The organism is Mycobacterium sp. NGS69 (genome assembly GCF_059812165.1).
Window position 1 is genome coordinate 36,492 of sequence record NZ_JCALCD010000008.1, and the last position, 26,192, is coordinate 62,683.

General features: G+C 67.4%; 25 protein-coding genes. 7 read left to right on the forward strand and 18 right to left on the reverse strand.

The window, feature by feature from the left end; all coding sequences use genetic code 11:
• Positions 1 to 28 precede the first annotated feature (28 nt).
• The 3 genes from AC5Y2S_RS22815 to pth all read left to right on the forward strand — a co-directional run bounded on the left by AC5Y2S_RS22815 (position 29) and on the right by pth (position 2,558).
• The gene (locus tag AC5Y2S_RS22815) at positions 29 to 898 is read left to right on the forward strand and encodes an oxidoreductase (RefSeq protein ID WP_499958573.1); all 870 of its coding nucleotides are present in this window, start codon (positions 29 to 31) and stop codon (positions 896 to 898) included.
• A 410-nt stretch (positions 899 to 1,308) separates the two neighbouring features.
• The gene (locus AC5Y2S_RS22820) at positions 1,309 to 1,971 is read left to right on the forward strand and encodes a 50S ribosomal protein L25/general stress protein Ctc (RefSeq protein ID WP_499958575.1); all 663 of its coding nucleotides are present in this window, start codon (positions 1,309 to 1,311) and stop codon (positions 1,969 to 1,971) included.
• A gap of 11 nt (positions 1,972 to 1,982) precedes the next feature.
• The gene (gene pth / locus AC5Y2S_RS22825; protein WP_499958576.1) at positions 1,983 to 2,558 is read left to right on the forward strand and encodes an aminoacyl-tRNA hydrolase; all 576 of its coding nucleotides are present in this window, start codon (positions 1,983 to 1,985) and stop codon (positions 2,556 to 2,558) included.
• 12 nt (positions 2,559 to 2,570) lie between these two features.
• Here the strand turns inward: pth and AC5Y2S_RS22830 are convergent, their stop codons facing one another.
• The 9 genes from AC5Y2S_RS22830 to AC5Y2S_RS22870 form a co-directional block, all read right to left on the reverse strand.
• A complete protein-coding gene (locus tag AC5Y2S_RS22830) occupies positions 2,571 to 4,088 on the reverse strand; it encodes an MCE family protein (RefSeq protein WP_499958577.1) in 1,518 nt (505 codons plus the stop codon).
• Positions 4,088 to 5,287, reverse strand: coding sequence for an MCE family protein (locus tag AC5Y2S_RS22835; RefSeq protein WP_499958713.1), 1,200 nt, complete (start codon positions 5,285 to 5,287; stop codon positions 4,088 to 4,090). Before AC5Y2S_RS22835 ends, AC5Y2S_RS22830 begins: the two co-directional genes overlap by 1 nt.
• Before the next feature lie 14 nt (positions 5,288 to 5,301).
• Positions 5,302 to 6,705, reverse strand: a complete 1,404-nt coding sequence (locus AC5Y2S_RS22840; RefSeq protein WP_499958578.1) for an MCE family protein — start codon at positions 6,703 to 6,705, stop codon at positions 5,302 to 5,304.
• Positions 6,705 to 7,787 carry an MCE family protein gene (locus AC5Y2S_RS22845; RefSeq protein ID WP_499958579.1) on the reverse strand — a complete coding sequence of 361 codons (1,083 nt, stop codon included), beginning with the start codon at positions 7,785 to 7,787 and terminating at the stop codon, positions 6,705 to 6,707. Before AC5Y2S_RS22845 ends, AC5Y2S_RS22840 begins: the two co-directional genes overlap by 1 nt.
• The gene (locus AC5Y2S_RS22850) at positions 7,780 to 8,814 is read right to left on the reverse strand and encodes an MCE family protein (protein WP_499958580.1); all 1,035 of its coding nucleotides are present in this window, start codon (positions 8,812 to 8,814) and stop codon (positions 7,780 to 7,782) included. Before AC5Y2S_RS22850 ends, AC5Y2S_RS22845 begins: the two co-directional genes overlap by 8 nt.
• Entirely contained in the window at positions 8,811 to 10,001 is a 1,191-nt protein-coding gene (locus AC5Y2S_RS22855) for an MCE family protein (protein WP_499958582.1), read from the reverse strand. Before AC5Y2S_RS22855 ends, AC5Y2S_RS22850 begins: the two co-directional genes overlap by 4 nt.
• 195 nt (positions 10,002 to 10,196) lie before the next feature.
• Positions 10,197 to 11,108, reverse strand: a complete 912-nt coding sequence (locus AC5Y2S_RS22860) for an SDR family NAD(P)-dependent oxidoreductase (protein ID WP_499958583.1) — start codon at positions 11,106 to 11,108, stop codon at positions 10,197 to 10,199.
• Positions 11,105 to 11,434: a ferredoxin gene (gene fdxA, locus AC5Y2S_RS22865; RefSeq protein WP_499958584.1), complete on the reverse strand. Its 330-nt coding sequence runs from the start codon at positions 11,432 to 11,434 to the stop codon at positions 11,105 to 11,107. Before fdxA ends, AC5Y2S_RS22860 begins: the two co-directional genes overlap by 4 nt.
• A complete protein-coding gene (locus tag AC5Y2S_RS22870) occupies positions 11,431 to 12,996 on the reverse strand; it encodes a phytoene desaturase family protein (RefSeq protein WP_499903374.1) in 1,566 nt (521 codons plus the stop codon). Before AC5Y2S_RS22870 ends, fdxA begins: the two co-directional genes overlap by 4 nt.
• A 142-nt stretch (positions 12,997 to 13,138) precedes the next feature.
• Between AC5Y2S_RS22870 and AC5Y2S_RS22875 the strand changes: the two genes are divergently transcribed.
• Positions 13,139 to 13,738, forward strand: coding sequence for a TetR/AcrR family transcriptional regulator (locus AC5Y2S_RS22875; protein WP_499958585.1), 600 nt, complete (start codon positions 13,139 to 13,141; stop codon positions 13,736 to 13,738).
• Positions 13,739 to 13,835: 97 nt separating this feature from the next.
• Here the strand turns inward: AC5Y2S_RS22875 and AC5Y2S_RS22880 are convergent, their stop codons facing one another.
• From AC5Y2S_RS22880 to AC5Y2S_RS22900, 5 genes are all read right to left on the reverse strand, one after another.
• The gene (locus tag AC5Y2S_RS22880) at positions 13,836 to 15,470 is read right to left on the reverse strand and encodes a fatty acyl-AMP ligase (protein ID WP_499958586.1); all 1,635 of its coding nucleotides are present in this window, start codon (positions 15,468 to 15,470) and stop codon (positions 13,836 to 13,838) included.
• Positions 15,471 to 15,726: 256 nt separating this feature from the next.
• A complete protein-coding gene (locus tag AC5Y2S_RS22885) occupies positions 15,727 to 16,677 on the reverse strand; it encodes a 4-(cytidine 5'-diphospho)-2-C-methyl-D-erythritol kinase (RefSeq protein WP_499958587.1) in 951 nt (316 codons plus the stop codon).
• A 47-nt stretch (positions 16,678 to 16,724) separates the two neighbouring features.
• Positions 16,725 to 17,675 carry a 16S rRNA (adenine(1518)-N(6)/adenine(1519)-N(6))-dimethyltransferase RsmA gene (rsmA, locus tag AC5Y2S_RS22890; RefSeq protein WP_499903906.1) on the reverse strand — a complete coding sequence of 317 codons (951 nt, stop codon included), beginning with the start codon at positions 17,673 to 17,675 and terminating at the stop codon, positions 16,725 to 16,727.
• Positions 17,639 to 18,766, reverse strand: coding sequence for a resuscitation-promoting factor (locus AC5Y2S_RS22895; protein ID WP_499958588.1), 1,128 nt, complete (start codon positions 18,764 to 18,766; stop codon positions 17,639 to 17,641). Before AC5Y2S_RS22895 ends, rsmA begins: the two co-directional genes overlap by 37 nt.
• A 169-nt stretch (positions 18,767 to 18,935) precedes the next feature.
• Entirely contained in the window at positions 18,936 to 19,790 is an 855-nt protein-coding gene (locus tag AC5Y2S_RS22900) for a TatD family hydrolase (protein ID WP_499958590.1), read from the reverse strand.
• Positions 19,791 to 19,808: 18 nt separating this feature from the next.
• Between AC5Y2S_RS22900 and metG the strand changes: the two genes are divergently transcribed.
• Both metG and AC5Y2S_RS22910 read left to right on the forward strand, forming a co-directional pair.
• Positions 19,809 to 21,365, forward strand: coding sequence for a methionine--tRNA ligase (gene metG / locus AC5Y2S_RS22905; RefSeq protein ID WP_499958591.1), 1,557 nt, complete (start codon positions 19,809 to 19,811; stop codon positions 21,363 to 21,365).
• A 128-nt stretch (positions 21,366 to 21,493) separates the two neighbouring features.
• Positions 21,494 to 21,856, forward strand: coding sequence for a PAS domain S-box protein (locus tag AC5Y2S_RS22910; protein ID WP_499958714.1), 363 nt, complete (start codon positions 21,494 to 21,496; stop codon positions 21,854 to 21,856).
• Positions 21,857 to 21,925: 69 nt separating this feature from the next.
• On the opposite strand, the gene AC5Y2S_RS22915 is transcribed toward AC5Y2S_RS22910, so the two are convergent.
• The 4 genes from AC5Y2S_RS22915 to AC5Y2S_RS22930 all read right to left on the reverse strand — a co-directional run bounded on the left by AC5Y2S_RS22915 (position 21,926) and on the right by AC5Y2S_RS22930 (position 25,725).
• Positions 21,926 to 23,908: a hypothetical protein gene (locus AC5Y2S_RS22915; RefSeq protein WP_499958593.1), complete on the reverse strand. Its 1,983-nt coding sequence runs from the start codon at positions 23,906 to 23,908 to the stop codon at positions 21,926 to 21,928.
• A 154-nt stretch (positions 23,909 to 24,062) separates the two neighbouring features.
• Positions 24,063 to 24,767, reverse strand: coding sequence for a TetR family transcriptional regulator (locus AC5Y2S_RS22920; protein ID WP_499958595.1), 705 nt, complete (start codon positions 24,765 to 24,767; stop codon positions 24,063 to 24,065).
• Positions 24,768 to 24,896: 129 nt separating this feature from the next.
• Positions 24,897 to 25,571: a TetR family transcriptional regulator gene (locus AC5Y2S_RS22925; protein ID WP_499958596.1), complete on the reverse strand. Its 675-nt coding sequence runs from the start codon at positions 25,569 to 25,571 to the stop codon at positions 24,897 to 24,899.
• A gap of 13 nt (positions 25,572 to 25,584) precedes the next feature.
• Positions 25,585 to 25,725, reverse strand: coding sequence for a hypothetical protein (locus AC5Y2S_RS22930; protein WP_499958597.1), 141 nt, complete (start codon positions 25,723 to 25,725; stop codon positions 25,585 to 25,587).
• A 277-nt stretch (positions 25,726 to 26,002) separates the two neighbouring features.
• Between AC5Y2S_RS22930 and AC5Y2S_RS22935 the strand changes: the two genes are divergently transcribed.
• Complete coding sequence (locus tag AC5Y2S_RS22935) at positions 26,003 to 26,191, forward strand: hypothetical protein (RefSeq protein WP_499958598.1); 189 nt, start codon at positions 26,003 to 26,005, stop codon at positions 26,189 to 26,191.
• The last annotated feature ends 1 nt before the right edge of the window (position 26,192 follow it).

Below are 26,192 nucleotides of genomic sequence, written 5' to 3' on the forward strand. Positions count from 1 at the left end.
TGGCGTCCCTTCACTAAGCTCATCCCCCATGACGAACTGGACCGCCGCAGATCTGCCGTCGTTTGCCGGGCGCACCGTGATCATCACCGGCGCCAATAGCGGGCTCGGCGCGGTGACGGCCCGCGAGCTGGCCGGCAAGGGCGCCAAGATCGTCATGGCCGTCCGCAACACGGACAAGGGCGACGCCGCCGCGAAGCAGATCACCGGCGACGTCGAGGTGCGCCGACTCGACCTGCAGGACCTGTCGTCGGTGCGCCAGTTCGCCGAAGGTGTGGACAAGGCCGACGTGCTGATCAACAACGCCGGCATCATGGCCGCCCCCTACGCGCTGACCGCCGACGGGTTCGAGAGTCAGATCGGCACCAACCACCTCGGTCACTTCGCGCTGACCAACCTGCTGCTGCCCAAGCTCACCGACCGCGTCGTCACGGTGTCGTCGATGGCGCACTGGCCGGGCCGCATCAACTTCGACGACCTGAACTGGAAGAACCGCCGCTACTCCCCCTGGCTGGCCTACAGCCAGTCGAAACTCGCCAACCTGCTGTTCACCAGCGAGCTGCAGCGACGCCTCGACGCGGCCGGTTCGCCGCTGCGGGCGGTGGCGGCCCATCCCGGCTACTCGCACACCAATCTGCAGGGCGCGTCGGGCCGCAAGCTCGGCGACGCACTGATGTCGGCCGCCACCCGGGTGGTGGCCACCGACGCCGACTTCGGCGCCCGGCAAACCCTGTACGCGGCGTCGCAGGACGTGCCGGGCGACACGTTCATCGGCCCGCGATTCAGCTGGATCGGCCGGACGCAGCCGGTCGGCCGCAGCCATCGGGCGCGGGACGCGGCCGCGGGCACCGCGCTGTGGGAGCTGTCCGAGCAGCTCACGGGCACCAAATTCCCGCTGTAGCCCTGCGTGGGCTGGGGGCTTTTAGTGTGAATTGAGGGCTTCGACTGTGTGCTGAGGGCGCGATTTTCGACGATTTTCAACCCTCGCGCACCACGCAAAGCCGTCATTGCACAATCGACGGCCGCCCCGGGAACAAGCGAGCCGCCGAATGAGCGGCGGGCGCGTTAACTGTGAGCTGACGGCTTTCCGTGTGTGCTGAGGGCGGAAAACCTGTCAGATCTGCGCCCTGGATGCACACAGAAAGCCCTGCTTGCACACTCGCCAATTTCCGCTGCCAGGCGCACATGCGCTAACCTGACCAGGCGTCACGGCGAGGGTGGCTGGCTGACCAGCACCGTTATCGACGGAGACCGACTTCGATGTCGCGCCCTTCGCCGTGCTCCCGAACCAGAGCACAGAGGAGCGACAAAATGGCCAAGGCCGCAGTCAACCAACTCAAGGTCGAGGTACGAGCCGAGACCGGCAAGGGCGCGTCCCGCCGGGCCCGCCGCGCGGGCAGGATTCCCGCCGTCCTCTACGGTCACGGCGCCGCCCCCCAGCACCTGGAACTGCCCGGACACGACTACGCGGCGGTGCTGCGGCACTCGGGCACCAACGCGGTGCTGACCCTCGACATCGCGGGCAAGGAACAGCTGGCGCTGACCAAGGCCCTCGACATCCACCCGATCCGCCGCACCATTCAGCACGCCGACCTCGTGGTCGTGCGCCGCGGCGAGAAGGTCCACGTCGAGGTCAACGTCGTCGTCGAGGGCGAGGCCGGACCCGACACGCTGGTCACCCAGGAGACCAACACGATCGAGATCGAGGCCGAGGCCATGTCGATTCCCGAGCAGTTGACCGTGTCGGTCGAGGACGCCCCGCCCGGCACCCAGTTCACCGCGGGCCAGATCGCGCTGCCCGCCGGCGTCACCCTGGTTTCCGACCCCGACATGCTGGTGGTCAACGTGGTGAACGCGCCGACCGCCGCCGACCTCGAGGAAGAGGGCGCCGGCGAGGCGGCCGAGGGCGAGGCGGCTGCTCCCGCGGCCGAAGAGGGCGGCGAGGCAGAGGCCGCCGCCGACGAGTCCGAGTAGGCGGTCCCGACGTGGCCGATCCGCTGTTGGTGGTCGGCCTGGGCAACCCCGGAGACAACTACGCGCGCACCCGGCACAACCTCGGGTTCATGGTCGCCGACCTGCTCGCCGCGCGACTGGGTTCGAAGTTCAAGGCGCACAAGCGTTCCGGTGCCGAAGTTGTCAGCGGCCGGTTGGCCGGGCACTCGGTGTTGGTGGCCAAGCCGCGCTGCTTCATGAACGAATCGGGCCGCCAGGTGGGGCCGCTGGCGAAGTTCTACTCGGTCGCCCCGGCCGACATGATCGTCATCCATGACGACCTCGACCTCGAGTTCGGCCGCATCCGGCTCAAGATCGGCGGCGGCGAAGGCGGCCACAACGGGCTGCGTTCGGTGGTTGCGGCTTTGGGCACCAAGGAATTTCAGCGGGTGCGCATCGGGATCGGGCGTCCCCCCGGACGCAAGGACCCGGCGGCGTTCGTGCTGGAGAACTTCACCGCGGCCGAGCGCACCGAAGTGCCCACCATTTGCGAGCAGGCCGCGGACGCCACCGAGGCGCTCATCGAACTCGGGCTCGAGCCCGCGCAGAACCGCGTCCACGCTTGGTGAGCGCTTCGCGCCCTACCTCGTCAGCATGTCCTTCCACGACTTCGGCGCCGCGGTGACGACCAGGTCGGACTGTTGGAAGAGTTGGCCGTCCGGAGCCATGTACTTGCCGGTGCGCGGGTCGTATCGCGCGACCGCCACCGACGGCGTGGCCTCGGGCCCGCCGGTCGTCAAGGAGCTCGGCGCCGCTTGCGGGGGCGTTCCGGACGGCGAAGCGCCCGGCGGCAGCGGCGTCCCGTCCACCGGACCGAAGGTGTGGTCGCCGGACGTGGCGCGATCGTCAGGCGGAATGCCCTGCGCCACCAGGTTCGGATCCAGCGGATAGGGACCGAGCACGTGTTGGCGCATGGCCAGCGGTTCGTACGGCTTGTCGCTGTCGCAGATCTGCACGGTCGGCGCACGTTTCCCGGGCTTGCCCATGCACGGGTAGTTGCGGGCTCCGCGGACCGAAATCGGGGAATCCTGAGGGAGTTTGCAGTACAGCCCGTCCGGCGTGTCGATCGTCGTGGTGTCGGCGGGGGAACGCCACGACGAGGGCGGCAGGAACCCCACGGTGCATGGCGGCGGATCAGCGACGCTGATCGCGAACTCGCCCATCGCCATCCCCGTCGGGTTGTTCTTCGACAGCCCGGAGGCCTGTAGCGACGCGATCACCGGCGGCAACAACACCAACAGCTGCTCGATTGACGGGTTGTATGTCACCAGGATCTGGCCGACCGTGGTCAGGTTCGCCAGCAGGATCGGCAGCGTCGGCTTGATCTGGTCGAGCAGCCGAGAAACCTCATCGACGGCCCCCGGGCCGGTTTTCAGCAGCGCGCGCAGCTGTCCATCGTCGGTCGCCAGCGTGTGCGTCACACCGGCCAGGCTGTGCGCCCAGGCCCGGATGGAGTCCGTGGTTTCGGCCTGCGAATCCAGCAGCGGCACAGCGTCATCCACCAGCGTCCGGGTCCGGTCGGCGACGGCGTTGGCGTCTCGACTCACCCGGGCCGACGAGTCGAGCAGGGAACCGAGATCGAAGCCGGCCCCATTGAACCCTCTGAACGACTCGTCGAGCAGCGCGCTCATCTTGCCTTTGGGGATGCTGTTGATCAGCGCGCTGACCCTGTCCAGCATCGGCCCGACCGCCTGCGGAATCGTGGTGCGCTCCAAGGGAATTACCGAGCCGTCCTCGAGGTAGGGCCCCGCATTGCGGCGCGGGCGCAGGTCCACGTACTGCTCCCCGATCGCCGAGATGCTGCGCACCTCCGCTTGCAGATCGGCGGGAATCCTCGGTGAACGGTCGAGGGACAGCGTTGCCCACACCCGGTCGGGCTCCAGATCGACGGCGGTCACCTTGCCCACCTGCACGCCCCGGTAGGTCACGTTGGCGAACCGGTAAATCCCTCCGCCGGAAGGCAATTCCATCCGCACGGTGATGTGGCCGATGCCCAGCAAGGTCGGCGCCTGTACGTAGACCAGGGCCATCGACAGGACGCCGACGATCGAGACGATCGTGAAGATCGTCAGCTGGATCTTGACCAGGCGCGTGAGCATCAGCCGCCCGCCTGGTCTTTCGGCGGGAAGTCGGTGGGCAGCGGAACCCCGCCGGCGGGCGGCGGAGCGGTCGGCGGCGCAGGAGCACTCGGCGGCGGGCCGCTCTGCGGCGGGGCACCGGCGCCGGGCGGGTCGTAGGTGAAATTGAGATATTCCGGTTCTCCCGGTGCGGGAACAAGTTTCGCGCCGACCTGACCCCAGCGGGTGCCCAGCAGCAACGTCCGCTTGAGCCGGGGAAGCGTGAGGTCGGCGATCAAGAACATGTTCATGTAGTCGCCTCTGACACCCCGATCGATCAGATTCTGGCCGTACGGGAAGGTCGTCGCCCAGACCAGTGCGCTATCGAGATCGGGACCGATATCGGCGAGCGCCTTGATCGTCGGTTCCAGGTTCTTCAGGTCGCGCACCAGGTCGTCTCGCGTGTCGTCGACGAGCCGGGTGGCGGTGTCGCTGAAGACCCGCAACTTGTCCAGCGCCGTCGTGAGGCGCGGCCGCTCGCGGATCAGCACGTCGAGGGCGGGCGGAATCTTCTGCAGCGCTTGCGTGATCACGTCGCGCTGCCCGGCGAGCGTGCCGGTGAGGCGGTTCAGGTCTCCGATGAGCCCAATGAGATTGTCGCGCTGGGCATCCAGCGCCCCAACGAAATCGTCGAACCGGGTCAGCAGATCGCGGATCTGGTCCTCGTGCCCGGACATGGCGGCGCTGAAGTTGTGGATGATGTCCCCGATCTGGCCCAGTCCCCCGGCATTGATCACCACCGACAGCGACGAGAGGGTCTGCTCGGTCGACGGATAGGTCGACGACCGGTTCAGCGGGATCGTGGCTCCGGGTTGCAACCGGCCGCTCGGGGCCTGGCCCACCGGGGGACTCAGCTCGAGGTGCATGGATCCCAGCAGGCTGGTCTGCCCGACCCGGGCCACCGCGTTGGCGGGCACCACCACGGCGGGCTTCACCGAGATCGCGACGTCGGCGTGCCAGTCGTGGAAGGTCATATGGTCGACGCTGCCGACGACCACGTCGTTGAGCATCACCGGTGAATTCGACTCTAGCGTGCTGACATTCGCCAACTCGACATGGTAGGTGGCGGCGCCGGCCCCTCGTCCCACCGTGCCCGGCAGCGGAAGCGAGTTCAATCCCTGGAACGCGCATCCGGTCGGGGTGAGCACCAGGAAGCCGCCGATGGCGAGCGCCCGGCGCACCGTCGAAGATCGGCTCACGGCTGCGCCCCTCCCGCCGGGAGCAGCATGTCCTGCACGTTCGCCGGTTCGCGTGCCGGCAAGTCCTGCTGCTCGGTGCCGGTGGCCGCGGTGGGCGGCGGCTCGGGTTGCGCCAGTCCGGGTATGCGCGGCGGTGGCGGCGGTGGCGGCGGCGCCGCCGGGGTGTCACCGGGCAGCCCGCGGTAAGCGGAGACCGCGGGCGGCAGCAACGGCAGCGTGGGTTTCGGTCCCTCGCCACCGGGCGCCAGGCGTGGTTCTGAATAGATGACGTTGTCGGGGTTGGCCGACTTCATCAGGAACATGCTGGTCGGGATCGGCAGGTAGTTGAAGCTCATCGATCGCAGCGCGGGGCCGAGGTATTGGGCGCACAGCTTTCCCGTCTCCGGTGCGGTGGCGTTTTCCAGCGCCCCGATCTGGGAGCAGATGAATTGCAGCGGGTTCGAGAAGTTGTTGATCACGATGGATCCGATGGTGTCGCCGGTGTCGGGGTTGTACGCGTTGTAGAAGTTGGCGAACGCGTTCGGCGCCACGTGTAAGAGGTTCTCGAGGTCGGTGCGGTGGTCGACGAGGTTCTTCGTGACGTCGGCCAACCGCTGGACCTGCTCGGAAAGCTGGTCGCGGCTACCGGAGACGAAGCGTTGCACCTCGCCGACCACGCTGGACAGGTCGGTCAGGGCGGCGTCCAGGTCGGACCTGCCGTCGTCGAGCACGCTGGTGAGCGTGGCAAGCCGATTCTCGAACGAGACGACCTGCTCGTTGCTGTCGCGCAGGGCCGTCACGAACACCTGCAGGTTGTTGATGATGTCGACGATGTTGCCGCTACCGTTGGCCAGGATCCTGCCCACCCCGGACAGCTCCGCCAGCGTTTGGCGCAGTTTCTCGCCGTTGCCGCTCAACGCGTTGGCGGCGCTGTCGATGAACCGGGCGACCGACGGCGTCGACACCTGACTGCTGGGTCCCAAATCCGTTGCGAGGTGCGTCAATTGGGCTTTTACCTCGTCCCACTCGACCGGTACCGCGGTGCGCCCGACGGGAATCACCGCGCCGTCGCGCATCGTCGGCCCGCCGCCGTGGTACGCGGGCGCCAGCTGGACGTAGCGCGCGGACACCAGGTTCTGGGCGACGATCACCGCCTTGGCGTCGGCGGGGACGCGCACGTCGCGATCGACATGAAGGGTGACCCGAACCAGGTCGCCCTCCGGGCGGATCGACGTGATCTTGCCGACCTTGACCCCGGACACCCGCACCTGGTCGCCGGGGTAGATCGCGGTCGCGGTGGTGAAATAGGCGGTGATCGTCTTTGGACGCCAGAATGCCTGGTAGGCAACGAAAGCCGCGCCGCCCACGCCGAGCACGGCCAGCACCATGGCCACGCCCACCGCCAGCTTGTTGCGCGACATTAGTGCGGCACCTCCGGGATCCCGTTGCGCGGGAATGGGAATTCGGCGCGCGGGCCGGCGTTGTCCGGCGGCTGCCCGGGGATGTTTCCCCTGCGGAAGCCGAAGTAGTAGTCCAGGAACGGCTGGATGAACTGTGGCGGCATCACATTCGGGGTGAACGATTGATAGTAGAACCCGCTGGACACCGCCTCACCCTGGGTGACCTCGTACTTAGCCAGGCCCGGAAGGGCTTTGGCGATGTTGTCGCGGTTCTTCTCCAGGATGGCGGTCACCCCGTTGAGCTTCCGCAGCATCGGCGCCAGGGTCTTTTCGTTGTCGTGCACCAGCCCGGACAGCTGCCTGGCCATGGCCGACACGTTGGCCAGCAGGTCGACGATCGCCTGGCGCCGCCGCGCCAGCACGTCCAGCAGGTCGTTGGTGTTGAGGATCAACCGGTTCACCTGCTGGCTGCGTTCGGACAGGATGCCGGTGAGGGTGCCGGTGTCCTTCAGCACCTCGCCGAGCGTCTGGTTGCGCCCGTTCAGCGACTGCGACAGCCGGGTCAGGCCATCGAACATCGGCCCCAATTGCGGTGCGACGCGGTCGATCGTCGCCGACAGGGTGTCGAGCGATTGGTTCAGCGATGCGGTGTCGGTTCCCGCCAGGTCGGTGGTGAGGCCGCTGACCGATTCCGTCAGGGAATACGGCGCCGAGGTGCGCGAGACCGGGATGACGTCGGACGGGCGCAGCGTGCCGGCGCCCGCCGAGTCGAGGGTGAGCACGCGCCGGCCCAGTAGCGAGCCCGTCCGGATGTGCGCGGTGCTGTACGAGCCGAGCCGGATCTTCCCGTCGACCCTGAACGTGACCAACGCATCCCCGTCGCTCAGCGTTATGCCCGACACCGCGCCGACCTTGATGCCGGACGCCGTCACGTCGTCGCCGACCTCGAGCCCGCCCGATTCGGTGAACAACGCCCGGTAGCGGACGTCGGTCGCCATCGACAACAGTTGCTGCGGTTGCAGGCCGACCGCGATGACGAGCATCACGAGCACGATTCCGATGAACCCGGCCCGAATCAGGTGAGCGCCGCGGTATTTACGCATCGGGTTCCGCGCACCTCCCGCCGGTCTGGCGCAGCCATGGGAACACCGCGGTCCGCCCCTGCAGGTCGGTGACCCTGACGGTCATCCCGCAGATGTAGAACTGGATGAAGCTGCCGTACGCGCCGAGGCGGACCAGCTTGCGGTAATTCCCCGGCGCCTTCTGCAGCGCCACGTCGAGCTGGTCTTTGCCCTCGTCGAGCAGTGGCGCCAGGCGGCCGAGCTGCTCCACGGTGCCGGCCAGCGGCGGCCGCGCCTTCCTCAGGAGGTCGGCGATGGACGCCGTTCCGCTGTCCAGCGATTCGATCGCGGCCCCGATCGGGTCCCGGTCCTGGGAAAGGCCGGTGGTCAAGCGCTCGAGCCGGTCTATGGCGCTGGAAAACTTGTCCCCGTCCTTGACGAGCGTCCCAAGAACCGCGTGCATGTTGTCGATCAGTTGCTGAACCGTTCGGTTGTTGTCGGCCATAGCATTCGAGAACGACGAGGTCTTGGAGAAGACGGAGTCCAGGGTGTCGCCCTCGCCCTGAAACACGCGAACCAGCGACGATGTCAGCGCGTTCACGTCTTGCGGGTTGAGGCCCTGGATAACGGGTTTCAGGCCGCCCAGGAGCAGATCGAGGTCGAGCGCGGGAGCCGTGCGATCGATCGGGATCTGCGCCCCGGCCGGCAGTCGCCGGGTCGATCCCGGGCCGTCGACCAGTTCGAGATAGCGATCCCCGACCAGGTTGAGGTAGCGAACCGCCGCCTTAGTGCCGGTCGTCAGCGCAACCTCCCGGTCGGCGTCGAACTTCACCAAGACGGTGGTGTCCGTGCGAAGTTCGACGCTGTTCACCGTGCCGACCCGGATGCCGGCCGCGCGCACCGAGTCGCCGGGCTTGAGGCGCGACACGTCGGTGAAGATCGCGGAATAGCCGTTGGTCGCGCTGGTGCGGTACTGGCCGAAGATGAAGAAGAGAAACGCGGTCAGCGTCGTCATCACGACGGCGAAGACCCCGAACTTGAGCACCGTCGTGCCCGGCGAGCCGCTCACCCTGGCTGTCCGACCTGAGCGGAGTTGCGCGGTGGCCCGTCAATCGGTCCGTACAGCAATTGCTTCAGCCCGTCGGAGTTGAGCAGGATGCCCTGGTTTCCGTACTGCGTCGGATTCGCGCCCACGTCGGTGACGAGGAACGGCGGAGCGGTTTCGTAGGGCACCGTCGGCAGGTGCTGATCCGCGCAATGCGGACCGCCCGTGGCCGCGACCTTGGGCAGGTGACCCGGGTAGCGATAGCGTTCGATCCCGAGCGTGAAGCTGACCGAGACCACGACGCCCGGGTCCCCGGGCGGCGGGTTCCTCGAAATTGGCACCAGACCGGCCAGCGCGCAATTCAGCGCATCGTGGTACTCGTTGGCGATGTCGGTGGTCGGCGCCAACAGGTGAGCGACATCGGTCAGCGCGCTGCGGTTGCCGCCCACGACGTCGTTCCCGACGTCCGCCAGGCCGATCGAGCTGATCAGAAAGGCATCGAGGTTGGCCTGCTCGTCGACGATCGTCTGACTGATCCGCGTCGTGTTGTCGACGACCTCGACGAGGTCATGCGCCCCGTCCGCGTAGGCGCCGACCGCCTTTCGCGACGCGGCGATGTCGTGGGTCAGATTGGTCAGGCCAGGATCCAGCTTGGCCAAAAACGAATCCAGATCGTTGAGCATCTGGCCGATCTGGTGACCGCGGCCGTTGACCGCCGAGGCGAGCGCCCCCAACGTCTCGTTGAGCTTCTCCGGCTCGATCTTCGACAGCACCGAAGTGAGTTCTTCGAATACCGTATTGATCTCGACCGTAACGCTTTTGGCGTCGAGGATCTGGCCGGCGTGCAGCTTCTCCCGCGAGGGGTCGGCGGGTGGAATCAGCTGCACGAACTTGGCGCCGAACACCGTCGTCGAGGCGATGTCGACGAGCACGTTGGCCGGAATCAGGCGCAACTTCGACGGATCGATCGCCAGGTGAAGCGCCGCTTGGCCGTCCGGGCGCTCCTCTATCGAGGAAACCGTTCCGACCGGCACCTCGCGCAATTTCACCTTCGCGTCCGGATTCATCACCAACCCGGCGCGCGGCGCCAGCACCGTGACCGGCACGCTGTCGTCGAAATCCCCGCGGAACGAGAAGGCGGTGAGGGCGACGACGCCAGCGATCGCGGCAAAGGTCACCAGGCCCATCAGCGGACGAACGAGCTCCGACATCAGATTGGACTGGTCATTCGACCGGAGACGTTGCGCGCCAACCTCCTTGGCTCAGTCATGGCTCGAGCTCCTTGTCCGCAGCACTCCGGGGCGGCTCCCTGAACACCCCGGGCGTGAGGTCAGAATATGTCAGTGCTGACGCAATTGGAAGACGTCAGTACTGACTAATTTTGTCCGCGCGGGCGTGCCGAGCCGTCAGACCGGTTCTGCCGGTGCAGGTTCGGCGAATCCGCGGCCGAACCGCTCCACCATCTGCCAGTAGGCCGGCACGTTGCCGTCGCCCAGGTAATCGACCAGCAGCCGGACCTCGGGTGGCAGGTGCCCGTCGACGTCGGTGAAGCCGTACTCGCGGGCCAGCCGGGAGGCGAAGAACGAGCGGCCGGTGCGGGCCATCCGGTCGGGATCGCTGAACAGCGCGACGACGGCGCGCCCCGGGAACCGCGGGGACTCGCAGATGTCGAGGTCGAGCCCGAACAGCTGCCGCGAACCCGACGGGCCCTCGCTCGCGAAGGCCGCGATGCGCTCGGTGAGCACCAGCCCGGGCCACAGGCCGATCACGGCGACGTCGTGCTCGCGCAGTTCGAGTGCGGTGTCGTGGGTGATCTTCTCGATGGCCGCCTTAGCCGCCCCATAGGGCGTGGAAAGGAGGTAGTCCTCGCAGCCGTGGGAGGAGATGTTCACAATCAACCCTCCGCGCTGCTCGATCATCATCGGCGCGGCGAGCGCCGAGGTCACGAAGTTCGCGCGGGGCCCGACGTCAAGGCTATCGGTGATCGCCTGGAACGGCAGCGTCCAAAACGGCTGCGCCACCATGGATGTGAAGTCCGGCGAGGCGACGTTGACTACCATGTCGAGCCGGCCCGCCTCGCGCCGCAACTCGTCGAACACGGCAACCACCTGGTCGTCGTCGGCGTGATCGCAGGGCCGGGCCACCGCGGCGCCGCCAAGCTCGCGAATCTGATCGGCGGTGTGCTCGAGGCCGGCGGCGTTGCGGGCGGTGAGCCAGACGGTGGCGCCCTGCGCGCCGAGCTCGATCGCGATGCCTTGGCCGATGCCCTGGCTGGCGCCGGTGACAAGGGCCACCGCACCGTCGAGGGTTCGTGTCACTGGCCCTGCCCTCCAGCGGGCTCGAGCTGTTTGACCGCCGGCGGATCATTCTCGCAGACACCGACTTTGGCCGCGCCGCCGGGCGAGCCCAGCCGCTCGAAGAAGTCGGCGTTGAGCTGCGTGTAGGTGCCCCACTCGGCTGGCAGGTCGTCCTCGTAGTAGATGGCCTCGACCGGGCAGACCGGCTCGCAGGCGCCGCAGTCGACACACTCGTCGGGCTGGATGTAGAGCATCCGCGCGCCCTCGTAGATGCAGTCGACCGGGCATTCCTCGATGCAGGCCTTGTCCTTGAGATCGACGCAGGGTTCGGCGATCACGTAGGTCATCGCGAGATGTCCTCGAGCGCCTGGTGCCCGGCGTTGTAGCCGGGGGTGAACGTAATGCCCGGGCCGCCATGGCATCCCGCGCCGCCCAGGTACAGCCCCTCGATCGGAATCGGCATGTCGAGGAAGCCCTTGGGGCCGGGTCGGTTGGGCCCCATCAGGTCTGGATGCAGCATGCCGTGGCAGAAGTCGCCGGCGGGAGCCGCGAACATCGTCTGCATGTGGTACGGGGCAAACGTGATGTGCCGAATCTGGATGTCGCGGAAGTTGGGTGCGAGGCGGGTGATCTTGTCGATGACCTTCTCCGCCATCACGTTCTTGAGCTGGCCGTGGAGCTCGCGGGGGGTTTCGACCGGGAACGCGTAGGCGAACGCGCTCGCCGCGTGCTTCCCCGGGGGCGCCATGCTGGGGTCGTGCACCGACGGGATCTGCATACCCATCGACGGGTTGTCGGGAATGATGCCCCGCTTGCACTCCTCCCATTGGCGTTGCTGTTCTTCGGGTGAGCCGAAGATGCCGATGGACGATTGCATGCCGGGTTCGTTGAGGAAGTCGTACGGCGGGGCGAATTCCGGCAGGCCGTCGAGGGCGAAGTGGATCTGGACGAACGGCGCGCGGTGGTCGCGGCCGCTGAGGCGGCTGACCAGGTCGGCGGGCAGGTGCTCGGCGCCGACCAGATCCATCATGGTCAGGTCGGGCGACACGTTTGACACGACGATCGGTGCGGTGATCTCGGAGCCGTCCTTCAGTCGCACGCCGGTCACGCGATCGTTCTCGACCAGAATCTTCTCGACCTTGGCGCGGTACCGGATCTCGCCCCCGTGGGAGACGAACAAATCGTGCAGGTGCTGGCCGAGCGCCCCGATCCCGCCCGCGAGCTTGGTCATCATCGCCGCGCCTTCGTTCGGGACGGCGAGCGCGAACGCCAAACATGTTGCGCTGCCCGGGGTGTAGGGCCCGCGGTAAGTGGAGTTGATGGCCAGGAAGGCGAGCATGCCGCGCAGCACCGCGTGCTTGTCCTTGTCGGGCAGGAAGCGGTCGATGGCATCCATCGCCGAGCCGAACAGCACTTCGTGGATGGCTCTGCGTTCGGCTTCGTTTGCGGCGCAGGCGTACATCTCATCGAGCGTCTTGGGCGGCGTACGCACCTCGAAGCGGCCGAGCGCTTTCGCCGGCCCCTGGCTCCAGCCGATCATCTCGGCCATTCCCGTGACGGCTTCAGTGCCGAGCTTCTCGGCGAGGTGGGTCATCAGCTGCATCGGGTCGCGGTAGAAGATCATGGGTTCTTCGCCGTTGTCGCCGAGGTTGACCGACTGGACCTCGGCGTCGACGGTGGGCAGCGTGTCGAGTCCCAGCTCCTTGGTGATCGCCGGCGCGGTGGGAAACTGCACCGAACCCGCGATCTCGTAACGGAATCCGTCGATCAGCTCCACCGTGGCCGCCATTCCGCCGCTGTAGGTGTTGGCCTCCAGGCACAGCGTGCGCAGGCCGCCGCGCTGCAGGACCGCCGCCGCGGTCAACCCGTTGTGGCCGGCGCCGACCACGATCGCGTCATAATCCGTCATCGCTGATTCTCCTTCTCCGAAAAGCTTTCGAGGCGAGCCGGCCGCACGGCCGTGGCGGGCGGAACCTAATATATGTCAGTACTGACTCAATTGGAAGGTGTCGGCCCTGACAAGATCAACCCGACGTGATGGGATGCCAGGTATGAGCGAGCGGACGAATCTGCACAAGCTGCGCCACAGCCGAACCCATGAGGCGCTGCGGCAGGTCGCCCTGAAGCGGTTCGCCAGCGAGGGTTTCGGGAACGTCACGGTGCAGCAGCTCGCGCAGGAAGCCGGCGTCACGGAGCGCACGTTTTTCCGGCACTTTCCCACCAAGGAAGCCGTGCTGTTCCAGGACTACGACACGCAGGTCGAGTGGCTGGCCGACGCGCTCGCGACGCGCCCGCGCTCGGAGTCGGTGTTCGAGGCGGTGCTGGCCAGCATGGCCAGCTACCCGCACGACATGGAGCTGGTCCGGCAGGCGGCGCTCGCCCGGGCCGAACTGATCACCGGGGAACAGATCGCCGGCCACCTGCGAGTGGTGCAGTCGTCGTTCGCCGCCGTCATCACCGATTTCGTCAGGGGTCGCTACCCCGACGTGGAGAACATCGAGCTGGTCGCCAACGTCGCCGGCTCCACGCTGGCCGCGGCGATGGTCATCGGGGTGGAGACGTGGGGGCGCAACGGTTGTGTCGATGACTTGGCGGCCATCTCGGCGACATGTCTGGACTTGGTCCGGTCGGGGCTTGCGCCACTGACCTGACGCTCACCGACAGTGAGTGTGCATGTCTGTACGGCGACACGCCGCAATCCATGGCAATTTGCGCACGCTCGCCGCGACGGGCGCGGCCGAACGAAACCTAGCTGACCAGGCTGACCGACGTGGAGCGCCGCAGCTTGCCCGACGGCGTCTTCGGGATGGTGCCGGGGCCCAGCACCACGACGTTGCGCGGCCGCACGTCGACCTCGGCCACCACTTCGTGGGCGACCTGGTGCTCGATGCGGCGCACCTCGGCCGGGTCCTGCCAGGCGTTGGACTCGACCGCGACGGCGAACGTCTCGCGCGAGTGACCGGCGTCGAGGCGCACCGCGACGGCGCAGCCGGGCCGGACCCCCTCGACGCGGCCGGCGGCCCGCTCGATGTCGGTCGGGTAGATGTTGCGGCCCGCCATGATGATGACGTCCTTGACGCGGCCGCACACCACGACGTGGCCCTCCTCGGTGAGGTAGCCGAGGTCGCCCGTGTCGTACCAGCCGTGCTCGTCCTGGGCCGGGATGAAGCCACCCATGGTGAGGTAGCCGGGCGTCAGCGACTCGCCGCGCAGCTCGATGACGCCGACGCCGCGCGCGGGCATCACGTTGCCGTTCTCGTCGATGATGCGGGCCTCGAGGTCCTTCAGCAGCGGGCCCAGCGTGGCCAGCCTGCGGGTGTTGCCCTTGGTGGCCGGAACGGCGCGGCGCAGGGCGGCCAGCAGGTCGGCGTCGACCTCGTCGACGACGAGCCCGGCGTTGCACTCGGAGAACGACACGGCCAGGGTGGTCTCGGCCATGCCGTAGGCCGGCAGGATCGCCGAGGGCCGCAGGCCGAACGGCTTGCCCGCGTCGAGCAGGTCCTCGACGTCGGCCGGTTCGACGGGCTCGGCGCCGGACAGCGCGAAGCGCAGGGTCGACAGGTCGAAGTCCCCGGGCTTGGCGTTGCGGCGCAACCGCTTCGCGAGCAGCGCGTAAGCGAAGTTGGGCGCCGCGGTCATGGTGCCCTTGTACTTGTCGATGAGCTTGGCCCACAGCAGCGTGTCGCGCAGGAAGTCCATCGGCGTGACCTTGACCAGCTCCGCGCCGAAGTACATCGGGATGGTCAGGAAGCCGACCATGCCCATGTCGTGGAAGCAGGGCAGCCAGCTGACCATGACGTCCTTGTCGACGTCGTACTGGGCGCCGATGAACATGGCCTCGGCATTCGAGTGAATGTTGCGGTGCGTGATCTGCACGGCCTTCGGTGAGCCGGTGGACCCGCTGGTCAGCTGCATCAGTGCCAGGTCGTCCTCGCCGACCTCGACCGGGTCGATCGGCTCCGATGCCAGCAGGTCGGCAACGGTGAGGACCTTGAGGCCCTTCTCCTCGAGCACCGGGATGGCCACCAGGAAGGGCTCGGACACGATGACGGCCTTGGCCTCGATCATGCCGATGACGGTCATGGTGTCCTCGGCCCACACCGCAAGGTCGGTGCGCGGGGTGGGCTGGTGCAGCATGGTCAGGCTGGCGCCGCGCATCCACAGCCCCTGCGCCGTCGGGGCGATCTCCACCGGGTAGCCGGCGAGCACCCCGACCGCGTCGCCCAGGCCGATGCCCGCGGCGGCCAGGCCGCCCGCGATGCAACGAGCGCGCTCGTGGACCTCGCCCCAGGTGTGCCGGACGGGTTCGTGGGGTTCACCGGTGACCATCCCCGTCGTCGCGGTGCGGGCATTGCGGAACATCTTGTCGGTAAACCTGCTCACAAAAACCTCCTCGGTTCCGGCAGTTGCCCCAAGGCCCGGAATCTCATGTTCCGCCTGCTGGGCGCCACTTTGAAGCAGCCACGCGAGCACAGTTGCGCAGCGGTTAGGTCTCGGACAGGTGATGAGCCAACGAGCCCACCGGCAATTCCGGTGGGCCAAGGAATCGAGTGGTCTTGCTTACCGCTGCTCGTCACCGGGAGCTATCTTAAGCTCCTCTTAAGTAACTGCCAAACTGTGACGCGGCTTGAGCGCGAATTCACACTTCAGTGGGGGTCGGCACAACGCGGGCGCCGGGCACCGGGCCGGTGGCGACCCGGACGGTGCGACACACACCCGCTCCGGACAGCTGGGTCCCGACATCTACCGCCGAGGCCGCCGATGTGCACAGGAAAGCGCAGGTCGGGCCGGACCCGGACACGATGCCGGACAGGGCGCCGGCCTCCACGCCGGCGCGCAGCGCCTTTCGCAGGGCGGGATTCATGCTCACCGCCGCGGCCTGCATCTCGTTGCCCAGCAACGGCGCCAGCTGCTCCGGGTCGCCCGCGGCCAGCGCCGCCAGCACCGGGCCCGGCTCGGCGAGTCGCGGCGGATCCCCGGCCTTGCGCAGCCGGTCAAGCTCTTTGAAAACCTTCGGGGTGAGCAGCTCACCGTCGGCGAACGCCAGCACCCAGTGGAAGCTGTTGCGCGACAGCACGGTGGCCAGCTCCTCACCGCGACCGGTTCCCAGCGCGGTCCCGCCGTGCAACGCGAAGGGCACGTCGCTGCCGAGCTGCGCGGCCAGCACGCGCAGGTCGCGGCGCGGCACGTTGAGTTCCCACAGCGAGTTGATCGCGACCAGCACCGCCGCGGCGTCGGCGCTGCCGCCCGCCATGCCGCCGGCCACCGGAATGGATTTGTCGATCATGATCGAGACGTCCGGCGCCCGGCCGACGTGTTCGGCCATCAGCTCGGCCGCCTTCCAGGCGAGGTTGCGCTCGTCGGTGGGCAGCTTGTCGGCGCCCTCCCCGACTAGCTCGAGCGACAGCACGTCGGCGTTGCGAACCGTCACCTCGTCGAGCAGCGAGACGGCCTGGAACACCGTGGTCAGTTCGTGGTAGCCGTCCTTGCGGCGGTCCCCCACCGCCAGGTAGAGGTTGACCTTTCCGGGCACCCGTACGGTGACCGATCCGGTGGGCACCCACTGCGCGGCGGTGTTGCCGTCAGACATCGGTGTTGCCGTCAGACATTGTCGACCACCGCAGCAGACTATCGCGGTCAGCTCGCCGAGGCGTGCCCCGAAACGCTCGGCAGCGTGGCGGCGGTGTCTCCCGCGTCGCTCGATCGCCTTAACAGCCGCACGAAGTCGTCGACGGACAGCGTCTCGCCGCGGCGGGCCGGATCGATGCTGGCGGCCAGCAGCCGATTCGCCGACTCGTTGCCCGAGCCGGCCCACTCGGCGAACGCGTTGCGGGATGTCTTGCGCCGCTGGGCGAAAGCGATGTCCACGAGTTCGAACACCCGCCGCCGGAAGACGTCGTCGGTCGGCCACGGCGAGGTCGCGTGCCGGTCGATGCGAACCAGCCCCGAATAGACCCGGGGGATCGGCCAGAAGACGGTCGGCGACACCATGCCGCAGCGGCGCACCCGCCCGAAGAATCGGACCTTCACGCTGGGCACGCCGTAGTCCTTGCCGCCCGGCTCGGCGGCGAGACGCTCGGCGACCTCGGCCTGCACCATCACCGTGACGACGCGGATGGACGGGAATTCGGCGAGCAGGTGCAACAGCGCCGGAACCGCGACGTTGTAGGGCAGGTTGGCGACGACGGCAGTCGGGGGCTCCCCGGGAACCTCGTCGCGGCGCAGGGTCAGCACGTCGCGGTTCAGGACCGACAGACGCTGTATTTCGCTGTGCGAATGTTCGGCGACGGTCTGCGGTAGCCGGCCGGCCAACACCGGGTCGATTTCGACGGCGGTGACGGTGGCGCCGCGGTCAAGCAGCGCCAGCGTGAGCGAACCGAGCCCGGGTCCGACCTCCAGGACGTGGTCGGACCGGCCGACACCGGAGGTCGCGACCACCCGTCGCACGGTGTTGGCATCGTGGACGAAGTTCTGCCCCAACGCCTTTCGTGGCCGAAATTCCAGTTCTTTGGCCAGCCGCCTGATCTCGGTGCGCCCGAGTAGCCGGATGGTCAGCTTGCACCAGCTCTTCCGCTGCACACGGGCCAGGCGCCCCAGCCCTGGCGCTGGCGGGTCACCTCGGCGATGGCGATCTGCTCCTCGCGCGTGGCGAGGTCGGCGCGGGCGGCGAAGCGCAGCCCGCCGTTGCGCTCCCAGGTTCCCTGGTCGAACTGCACACCGCCGTAGTACCCGTTTCCGGTGTTGATCGCCCAGTTGCCGCCGGCCTCGCAGCCCGCGATGGCATCCCAGACGGACCCGTTGCTCACGGGAGGCACGTCGGTGCCGGGCTTGGTGCCCACGCGCACCACGGCCTCACGGGCCGGGGTGATCACCGTGTTGGCGACGGGCAGCCTGCCGGTCTCGACGCCGTTGACCGTGGCCACCGCGAACGTCACGTCCTGCGTGCCCGGGCTGCCCGCGTCCTCGACGACCTGGCGGCTGACGTTCATCTCCGGGTCCTCGATCCGGCGGGCGGGCGGCTGCAGCGGAACCCGCTCGGTGACCCGCTGGATCCGGTTGCGGGTCACCTGGATCTGCATGCCGTCGACGATCGGGGCCGCCGCGCCGGGTGCCACCTGGTCGCTCTCCAGCAGCGGCGCGCCGGCGGCGTTCAACAGCCCCGCGACGTTTGCCGCGGCGAGGTGGACGGTGCGCACCGCGCCGCCGTCGTTGATCTGGACCGTCTTGGCGCTCACAACGGGCAGCGCCATGCCGGCCAGCGGAACGCGGCTACCGCGGGAGGCGGCGGCCGGGGCGGTGTCGGTCATCGCGAGTTGGGCCAGCGCCTCGTCCACGGTCGAAGCGGTCGTCCACACCTGCTTGGAGTCGCGGCCGTCCAACGAGATCTGCAGCGGCCGGCTGCGCCGCAACACGATCTTGGCGGCGTCGCGAACCTCGACGTCGGCGGCTGGGTAGAGGTCGTCGCGCTCGTCGACTCGGAAGCCGTTCTCCTGGACGATGTCGATCACCCGCGACTTCATTGTCGACACCCGCATCGCGATCCCGTCAACGGTCAACGTCACCGTCTTGGACGCGGAAACCGCCAACCCGCCGGCGAATCCCAGAACCAGCAGCAGGCCCGCGACGACGAGCCGCAACATCGGTGATGAATTGTGATGAAGTTTTGTCAATACAGTCAACGCGTGTTACCCCGACCTCAGCAACCAGTCACGAACCACTCAGCAGGAAAATGACTAAAACGACAGCGGGGCCACAAGGCCCCGTGTTCGATCACAAGACGGTAACGAACCGGCCAATGTTGGGCAACTCCAACGGGCCGGTGTTAACGAATTCACCGGTCCGCCGCGGCTACTCCGGAGCCAGTCCGTAGACCCGCCGGGCATTGCTGGTCGTGACCTGCGCCACATCCTCGGGGCGACGATCCAGCAGTTCAGCGATCGCCCGCACAGTATAAGGAAGGCAATACGGCTCGTTCGCTGCGCCCCGATAGGGGTGCGGGGTCAAAAAGGGTGCGTCGGTTTCCACGAGAAGTTGCTCCGGCGGGATCAGCGCGACGGCCTCGCGCAGGGCGTGCGCGTTGCGGAAGCTGACCGTCCCGGCCAGGCTCAGCAACCACCCGGCGTCGACGCAGCGGCGGGCCATCGCACTGTCCGACGAAAAGCAGTGAAAGATCACGGCGCCGGGCGCGCCCTCGGCCGCCAGCACGTCGAGCACCTCGGCGTCGGCCTCGCGGTTGTGGATCATCAGCGGTTTCCCGCACCGCTTGGCCAGGTCGATATGCCAGGCGAAGGCGTCCCGCTGCGCGGACGGCTCCGCGCAGCCATCCAGGCGGCCCGGCCAGTACAGGTCCATCCCGGTCTCCCCCACCGCCACCACCCGCGGGTGGGCGGCGAGCCGCTCGATCTCCGCGCGGGCCGCGTCGTCCAGCGCGTTCGCGCGGGTCGGGTGCAACGCCACGGCGGCGTAGACGCGCGGGTCCCATTCGGCCGCGCGCGTCACCCAGCGCGCCGAGTCGAGGTCGTCGGCGATGGTGACCACGGCGCCCACGCCGACCGCCGCGGCCCGGTCGACGATGGCCCGCACGCCGTCGGCGTCGCCGGCGCCGCACGCGTCGAGGTGGGTGTGGGCGTCGATCAGGGGCGCCAGCGGCTCGGGCGCGGGAGGCGCTTCTCGTTTACCGGAGCGGTTGGAGCTCACCGCCACACAATAGGGTGAGTCTCGATGAGGCCCTACTACGTCACCACCGCGATCACGTACCCCAACGCCGCGCCGCACTTGGGGCACGCGTACGAGTACATCGCCACCGACGCCATCGCCCGGTTCAAGCGGCTGGACGGGTACGACGTGCGCTTCCTGACCGGAACCGACGAGCACGGGCTCAAGGTGGCCCAGGCCGCCGCCGCCGAGGGGCTGCCCACGGCCGAACTGGCCCGGCGCAACTCGGACGTGTTCCAGCGCCTGCAGGAGAGGCTGAACATCTCCTTCGACCGGTTCATCCGGACCACCGACGCCGACCACCACGAGGCGTCCAAGGAGATCTGGCGGCGGATGGCCGCCGCGGGCGACATCTACCTGGACACCTACGAGGGCTGGTATTCGGTGCGCGACGAGCGGTTCTTCGTCGAATCGGAGACCGAAGTCGTGGACGGGACCAGGATCGCCGTCGAGACCGGGACCCCGGTGACCTGGACCGAGGAGCGGACCTACTTCTTCCGGCTGTCGGCGTACGCCGACAAGCTGCTGGCTCACTACGAGGCGAACCCCGACTTCATCGCCCCCGAGGTGCGGCGCAACGAGGTGGTCAGCTTCGTCTCCGGCGGCCTGCGCGACCTGTCGATCTCGCGGACCTCGTTCGACTGGGGGGTGAAGGTCCCCGATCACCCCGACCACGTCATGTACGTCTGGGTCGACGCGCTGACCAACTACCTGACCGGCGTGGGTTTCCCGGATACCGGCTCGGAGTTGTTCCGCCATTACTGGCCCGCCGATCTGCACATGATCGGCAAGGACATCATCAGGTTCCACACCGTCTACTGGCCGGCGTTCTTGATGTCGGCAGGAATCGAGTTGCCCCGCAGGGTTTTCGCGCACGGGTTTCTGCTCAACCGCGGCGAGAAGATGAGCAAGTCCGTCGGCAACATCGTCGACCCGGTGGCGTTGGTCGACACGTTCGGACTCGACCAGGTGCGCTACTTCCTGCTGCGCGAGGTGCCGTTCGGACAGGACGGCAGCTTCAGCGAAGAGGGGATCATCACCCGGATCAACGCCGACCTGGCCAACGAGCTCGGCAACCTCGCCCAGCGCTCGCTGTCGATGGTGGCCAAGAACCTGGACGGGGTGGTGCCCGAGCCGGGTGAGTTCACCGCGGCGGACACCGAGCTGCTGGCGACGGCCGACGGCTTGCTCGAGCGCGTGCGCGCCAGTTTCGACGGGCAGGCGATGCACCTGGCGCTCGAGGCGATCTGGCTGATGCTCGGGGACGCGAACAAATACTTTTCGGCCCAGGAGCCGTGGGTGCTGCGCAAGAGCGAGTCCGAGACGGATCAGGCCCGGTTCCGTACCGTCCTCTACGTCACCTGCGAGGCGGTTCGCATCGCGGCGCTGCTGGTCCAGCCCGTCATGCCCGAGTCGGCCGGCAAGCTGCTGGACCTGCTCGGTCAGGGCCCGGACCAGCGGGATTTCACCGCCATCGGCACGCGTCTGGTCCCGGGGACGGCGCTGCCGCCGCCGACGGGGGTGTTCCCCCGCTACCAGCCCCCGCCTCCGCCGGAAGACTGAGCGCGCCGCGGGGCCGTTCGGTCGGGATCTTGACACCCTGGGGAATATCGGCCGAACGACCGGTAGTCATAGGACATAATCGGCCTGTGGAGCAAGAGCGACGACGGAACCCGCAATCGAGCGAGCCGCTGACTACTTTGCAGCAGTTGCCCGCGCTGGTCGTCCTGGAACGGATTCCGGTCCCGGTGCTCGCGATCGGGAGTGACGGCGCCATCTTGTTCACCAACACCGCGTTCGCCGAGATGCTGGGATTCGAGCCCGACGAAGTCTTGTCGCTGCGGTTCCAAGACATATTCCACGGCGCTCCGGAGTCGGAATCCCTGCTATCGGTGGTTCATGCCCTGGCGAACATGGTCGTCAAATTGGCGCACAAGGACGGCTCGATGGTGCGCGCCCTGATGAGCAAGTCCGCGCTGCTGCGAGCCGACGATCAGTTCGTGCTTGCGGCCTTCCAGGATCTGACCGAGCAATTGTGGGAAGACGAGCACTGACCTGAGCCAGCCGGCTCCCGCCACTGCCCGACCGCGGCTACCGGACGGGACGGTGGCCGAACAGGCACATCAGTGGCGTCGGGACCCCCGCCGGGTGCGCAGTACGATCACCGCCGAACCCACCACGGCGAGTGCGAGCCACCCCGAGCCGAACCACCATAGCCAGGTGTGGTCCGAGTGACTCCCGGATGCCGGGGCCGGACCGGCGGACACGCCCGAGTGATCGACGCTCACCGGGTCTTGGGGCCCGGGCGCGGACACCAGCGCGACGCCCTTAAGCGTTTGCCAGCGCTTGGTATCGGCATTCAGCCACCGGAGCAGCTCGTCGAGTTGCGCGGACGCCCCGTTTGACGTCGCGATCAGCATTGAGCGGTTACGGTTGAAGACCGTTTGCAGGGATCCGAACCGCATGCCGGGATCCAGGGTGAGCTTTGTCGGTTTGCCGTCGGATTCGAAGGCGTTGACGGTGATCGGCCCGCTCGGCCCCGCGGACACCGGGAGCACGACATTGGAATGATTCCACCCGTCCGCCGAGATCACGATCGCGGGATCTGACGAGTCGATAGCCTGTTGGACACCCGTGACGGTGGTGTAGAGCGGCACCGAACTGATCCGCTGCAGGCCCACGACGAGCCCGATCGCGCGCACCGTGTCGTTCAACGAGTGGGGCTCGATACCGACCTGGACGCGCGGCATCAGTGTTTGCGGCATCGATTGGAAGCCATCCGGCACCGGTGGCGCCGCCGGGCTGGTCTGCACGGTGCTGTCGCCGGTGATGTTCAAAGTGAGTAGCTGGTTACCGGGCCCGACGGTGTAAAAGTCTCCACAGTGCCCCACATTGGCCGCCACATCCAGCACGACATCGAGACTGGTGTATCGCTGCAGGAGCCGATCCGGCACGTCGACCCAGTGATCGATGGCGCCATGGCCGTCGGTCGGCCAGTGGTCGATGGTTTCCGCACCGATTTGCGCCGTGATCTGGCCGGCCGTATTGCCCGGGGTCGGGGTGTAGGAACCCTGCAGATGCACACGCACCGAGTGGACGGACCTTCCGTACCGGGTCTGGTCCAGCCCGATCGATACCCGCGGTTGCAGAGAAGTGGCGTTGGCGAAGGGCTCCCCCAGGTCGCGCAGGGTGACCGTGTCGCCGGGTCGTTGGACGTCCGGCTTCAGCTGTTCCACTACGGCCTTGGAAGCGAGGGCCAACCCGGACAGGTCGCTGAACAGGACGGCGGTGTTCGATTCGTCGCTCGACCCCAGGGGTCCCGACATCAGTAGCCAGGAGGCAGCGCCGGTGCCCTGCACGGACAGCCCGTTGTCCGGTCCTTCTTTGACGACGATCTGGCGTTCCAGCGGTTGGGGCGGGGTCGGGGGCGCCGCCTGGCCTTCAGCCAACGGCACCACGGCTATCTCGGGGTTCTGTTTGCCGTAATGGGCCGCCGCGGAGGCGGCCAGTTGGATCGCCGTGTCCGACTCCGCTGTCGACGGCGATGCCGGCAGAAATATGCTCAGTTTTCGCAGCACCGGGGGCAGGAAATGGGCCACCGTGGTGGGCGGCCGTTCGACTCCGGTGTAGGTGATCGTCCCATTGGCCAGCCGCAGCGGGCTCTCCGGATACAAGCAGAACCCGTCCAACGGCACCAGATACGAGCGCAGCGTTACCGTCAGCCAGTTGTCAGTGACTTCGGCCCCGGCCAGCGGGATCACGATGGGCGTCTGGTCGGCGGTAGGCAGGTTCAGCCTGGCGATGGTGCGCTCGCCCTGCGTCACGCTGAGCAATCCCGAGCGCAGATTGATCGGCAGCTCGACGGTCGCGTTCAGCGCGGTCGGCGTCAGGCCGTGCAACACCGGTACCGTGAGCTGCTGGGTGCTCGTCAGACCCCAGAAGGACAGGGTGGCGGCCGACCCGAGGTCGCTCAGGGACAGGGTCGGCGAGTCCGCGGATGCGGCCTGGTCGCCCGGTGCGGCCCACGATGCCGGGGCGCTCATGCCCATGAATGCGACGACACTGGCGAGCGCAACGATCCGAGCAACATACTTTCGGTACATCATCGGAACAGTATGCAGTCTTTCGGTACGTTGTCGAACCGGCGCCCGATTTATTGACGTTCCCGATAATCGCGTCGCCCCGTTGGGCCGCCCGCGTCGCGGCCCAGCAGCGAAGTCCGCAACCGCGCCCGGACCCCCACACCGTGGGGCCCCGACACTATTCCGCCGCCGCGGCGGCATCGCTACGCGGAACGGTTGCCCGGGCGAGGCGCATGGCCTCGCGATGCAGGAATTGCCGGAAGTACGGCAGGGATGCCTGCGACACGATGCCGGGCAGCAACAGTTCCCATACCGCGCTCAAGCGGCCGCTTACGTCGACGACGTGCCCTCCGCTTGCGTCATCGGGGGCTGTCATCGCGGACACCAGCCGCGTTCCGAAAATGGTCGCGACGATCGACTCGCTGAGCAATTCGGGGTCGACATCCTCGGGAAGGTCTCCTTCGGCGGTTGCCCGCCGCGCCTCGCCCGCCATCACCTCGACCAGCTCTGCGCAGAACCGCCCCGCCGCTTCGTTGAAACCGCTCAATGTGTAGGTCAATTGCTCGGCTGCGTGCGCGACCTTGTCGGAGTTCAGCACCTGCACAATCGTGAATGTGCCGTGAACAAGGTTCTCGAGCGCCGGCGATGACGATCCGCAGACGTTCCGGAGGGAAGTGAGCAGTGCGTCGGAACCTTCCTCAATGATGGCCGACGCCAACGATTCCTTCGAATCGAAATGATGGTAAAGGGCCCCCTTGGTCATGCCCGTCCGCTCGATGATCGTGCCCCACCCAGCGGCCGCGTATCCAACCTCGCCGAACACATCGATGGCGGCGTCGAGAATCCTCCGGCGGGTGGCCTCAGATCGGACTTGGCGCGCCACTGTCCCTACCTCCGCCGTCTAATGCGATGCGCAGCTGCCTCGTTGTCGAATTTCTTTCCGCCGCAGGGGAATCCCCGGCAAAAACGATCGCGATCGCTACCGCGACCGGTTGCTCCGGCCGTAATACTCTCACGGGGAGAGACCAGAGGGACTGGCATTGATCGCGAGGGCCGCACGGCGCCTGAGGAATTGGCGAAAGTACTCCGTCCGTTCCGTTTGCAAGATGCCGGTGAGGATGAACGTCCAGGACTTCTCCAGGTCGAGCAGGAACCGCTCGGGGTCGTCCAAATCGCTGGTCTGACGCAAGCCCATGTGCACGGCCACCAGCAGCCGCCCCACATCCTGCGGATCGCAACGCTGATCGATGTCACCCTCGGCAATGGCTTGCTCGACCACTCCGGCCAGGTGTTTCGCCCACCTGTCGAGCAATCGCTCCTGCAGCCCTTCCGAGCGACCGACGGAACCAAGCAGATTCAGTCCGGCCCTGGTGACATCGGTGGTGATGTCTTGAACGGCTATCAGATAGGAGAAGTCGATCAACGTCTCGAGGCCTGACAGCCCCCGAGTCACCAGGTCCTGCACGGCGACGCTACCCGCGGCGATCTGCTTGTCGATGATCGCGACCGCCAAAGCGTGCTTCGACGTGAAGTGGAAATACATCGCGCCCTTGGTCAGCTCCGCTCCGGCCAGAATGTCGTCGAGGCCGACGTCGTGGTAAGCCCGACGCGCGAACTGATGGCTGGCGGCGCGCAGAATCTGCCGTCGCGTCGCGTTCGCTCGTCCATCGGTTGAGTGGGGCTTCATCGGAACTGAGAACTCAGCGCTCTGATGCCCGGACCGGCAGGGCCGCCGGTTGGCGTATCGACCTCACCGCGAACGTGAAGCGCTTCGCATCGGCACCGGCAAAGCGGGCGATCGCTTCGTGGCCGGCGCGGGGCCTCAAGTCGATCGCCTTCATGCTGATGATGTCTTCCTCGAAAGGGGCACACATTGTGACTCTTCAGCCGTCTAGGCACGTCTCTCGTCGGCATGTAGTCCGTCTCTGAGGTTAGCAGTAGACAAAGGCTCGTCGGGGCCAACCGGCCGCGTCGGGGCCCCAATTTCGATGCCGTTTGTGATACTAGACACAATGACTTAAGTCCCTATCCAAACTTATAGTATGTATATTAGCTTTCTGAGTAATAGTCAGTTTGCTCGAACATGTGTTTGGTAAAACCAGGGAAGGGATGTCGTCCGTGACCACGGAGCCCACCTCGCCGGCAGCGCCGACCGACGCACCGCGGAACGGCGGCTCGCCGATGAACGGCCGGTCCACGGCCGCCATGGCTGCTACCGCCGCGGCGGCGCCCGTCGCCGCCCGCAAAGCGGCGGCACCGACCATCGGCTCTATTTCCTCCGCCGCCGACGCGGCCGTGGGCCGCTAGG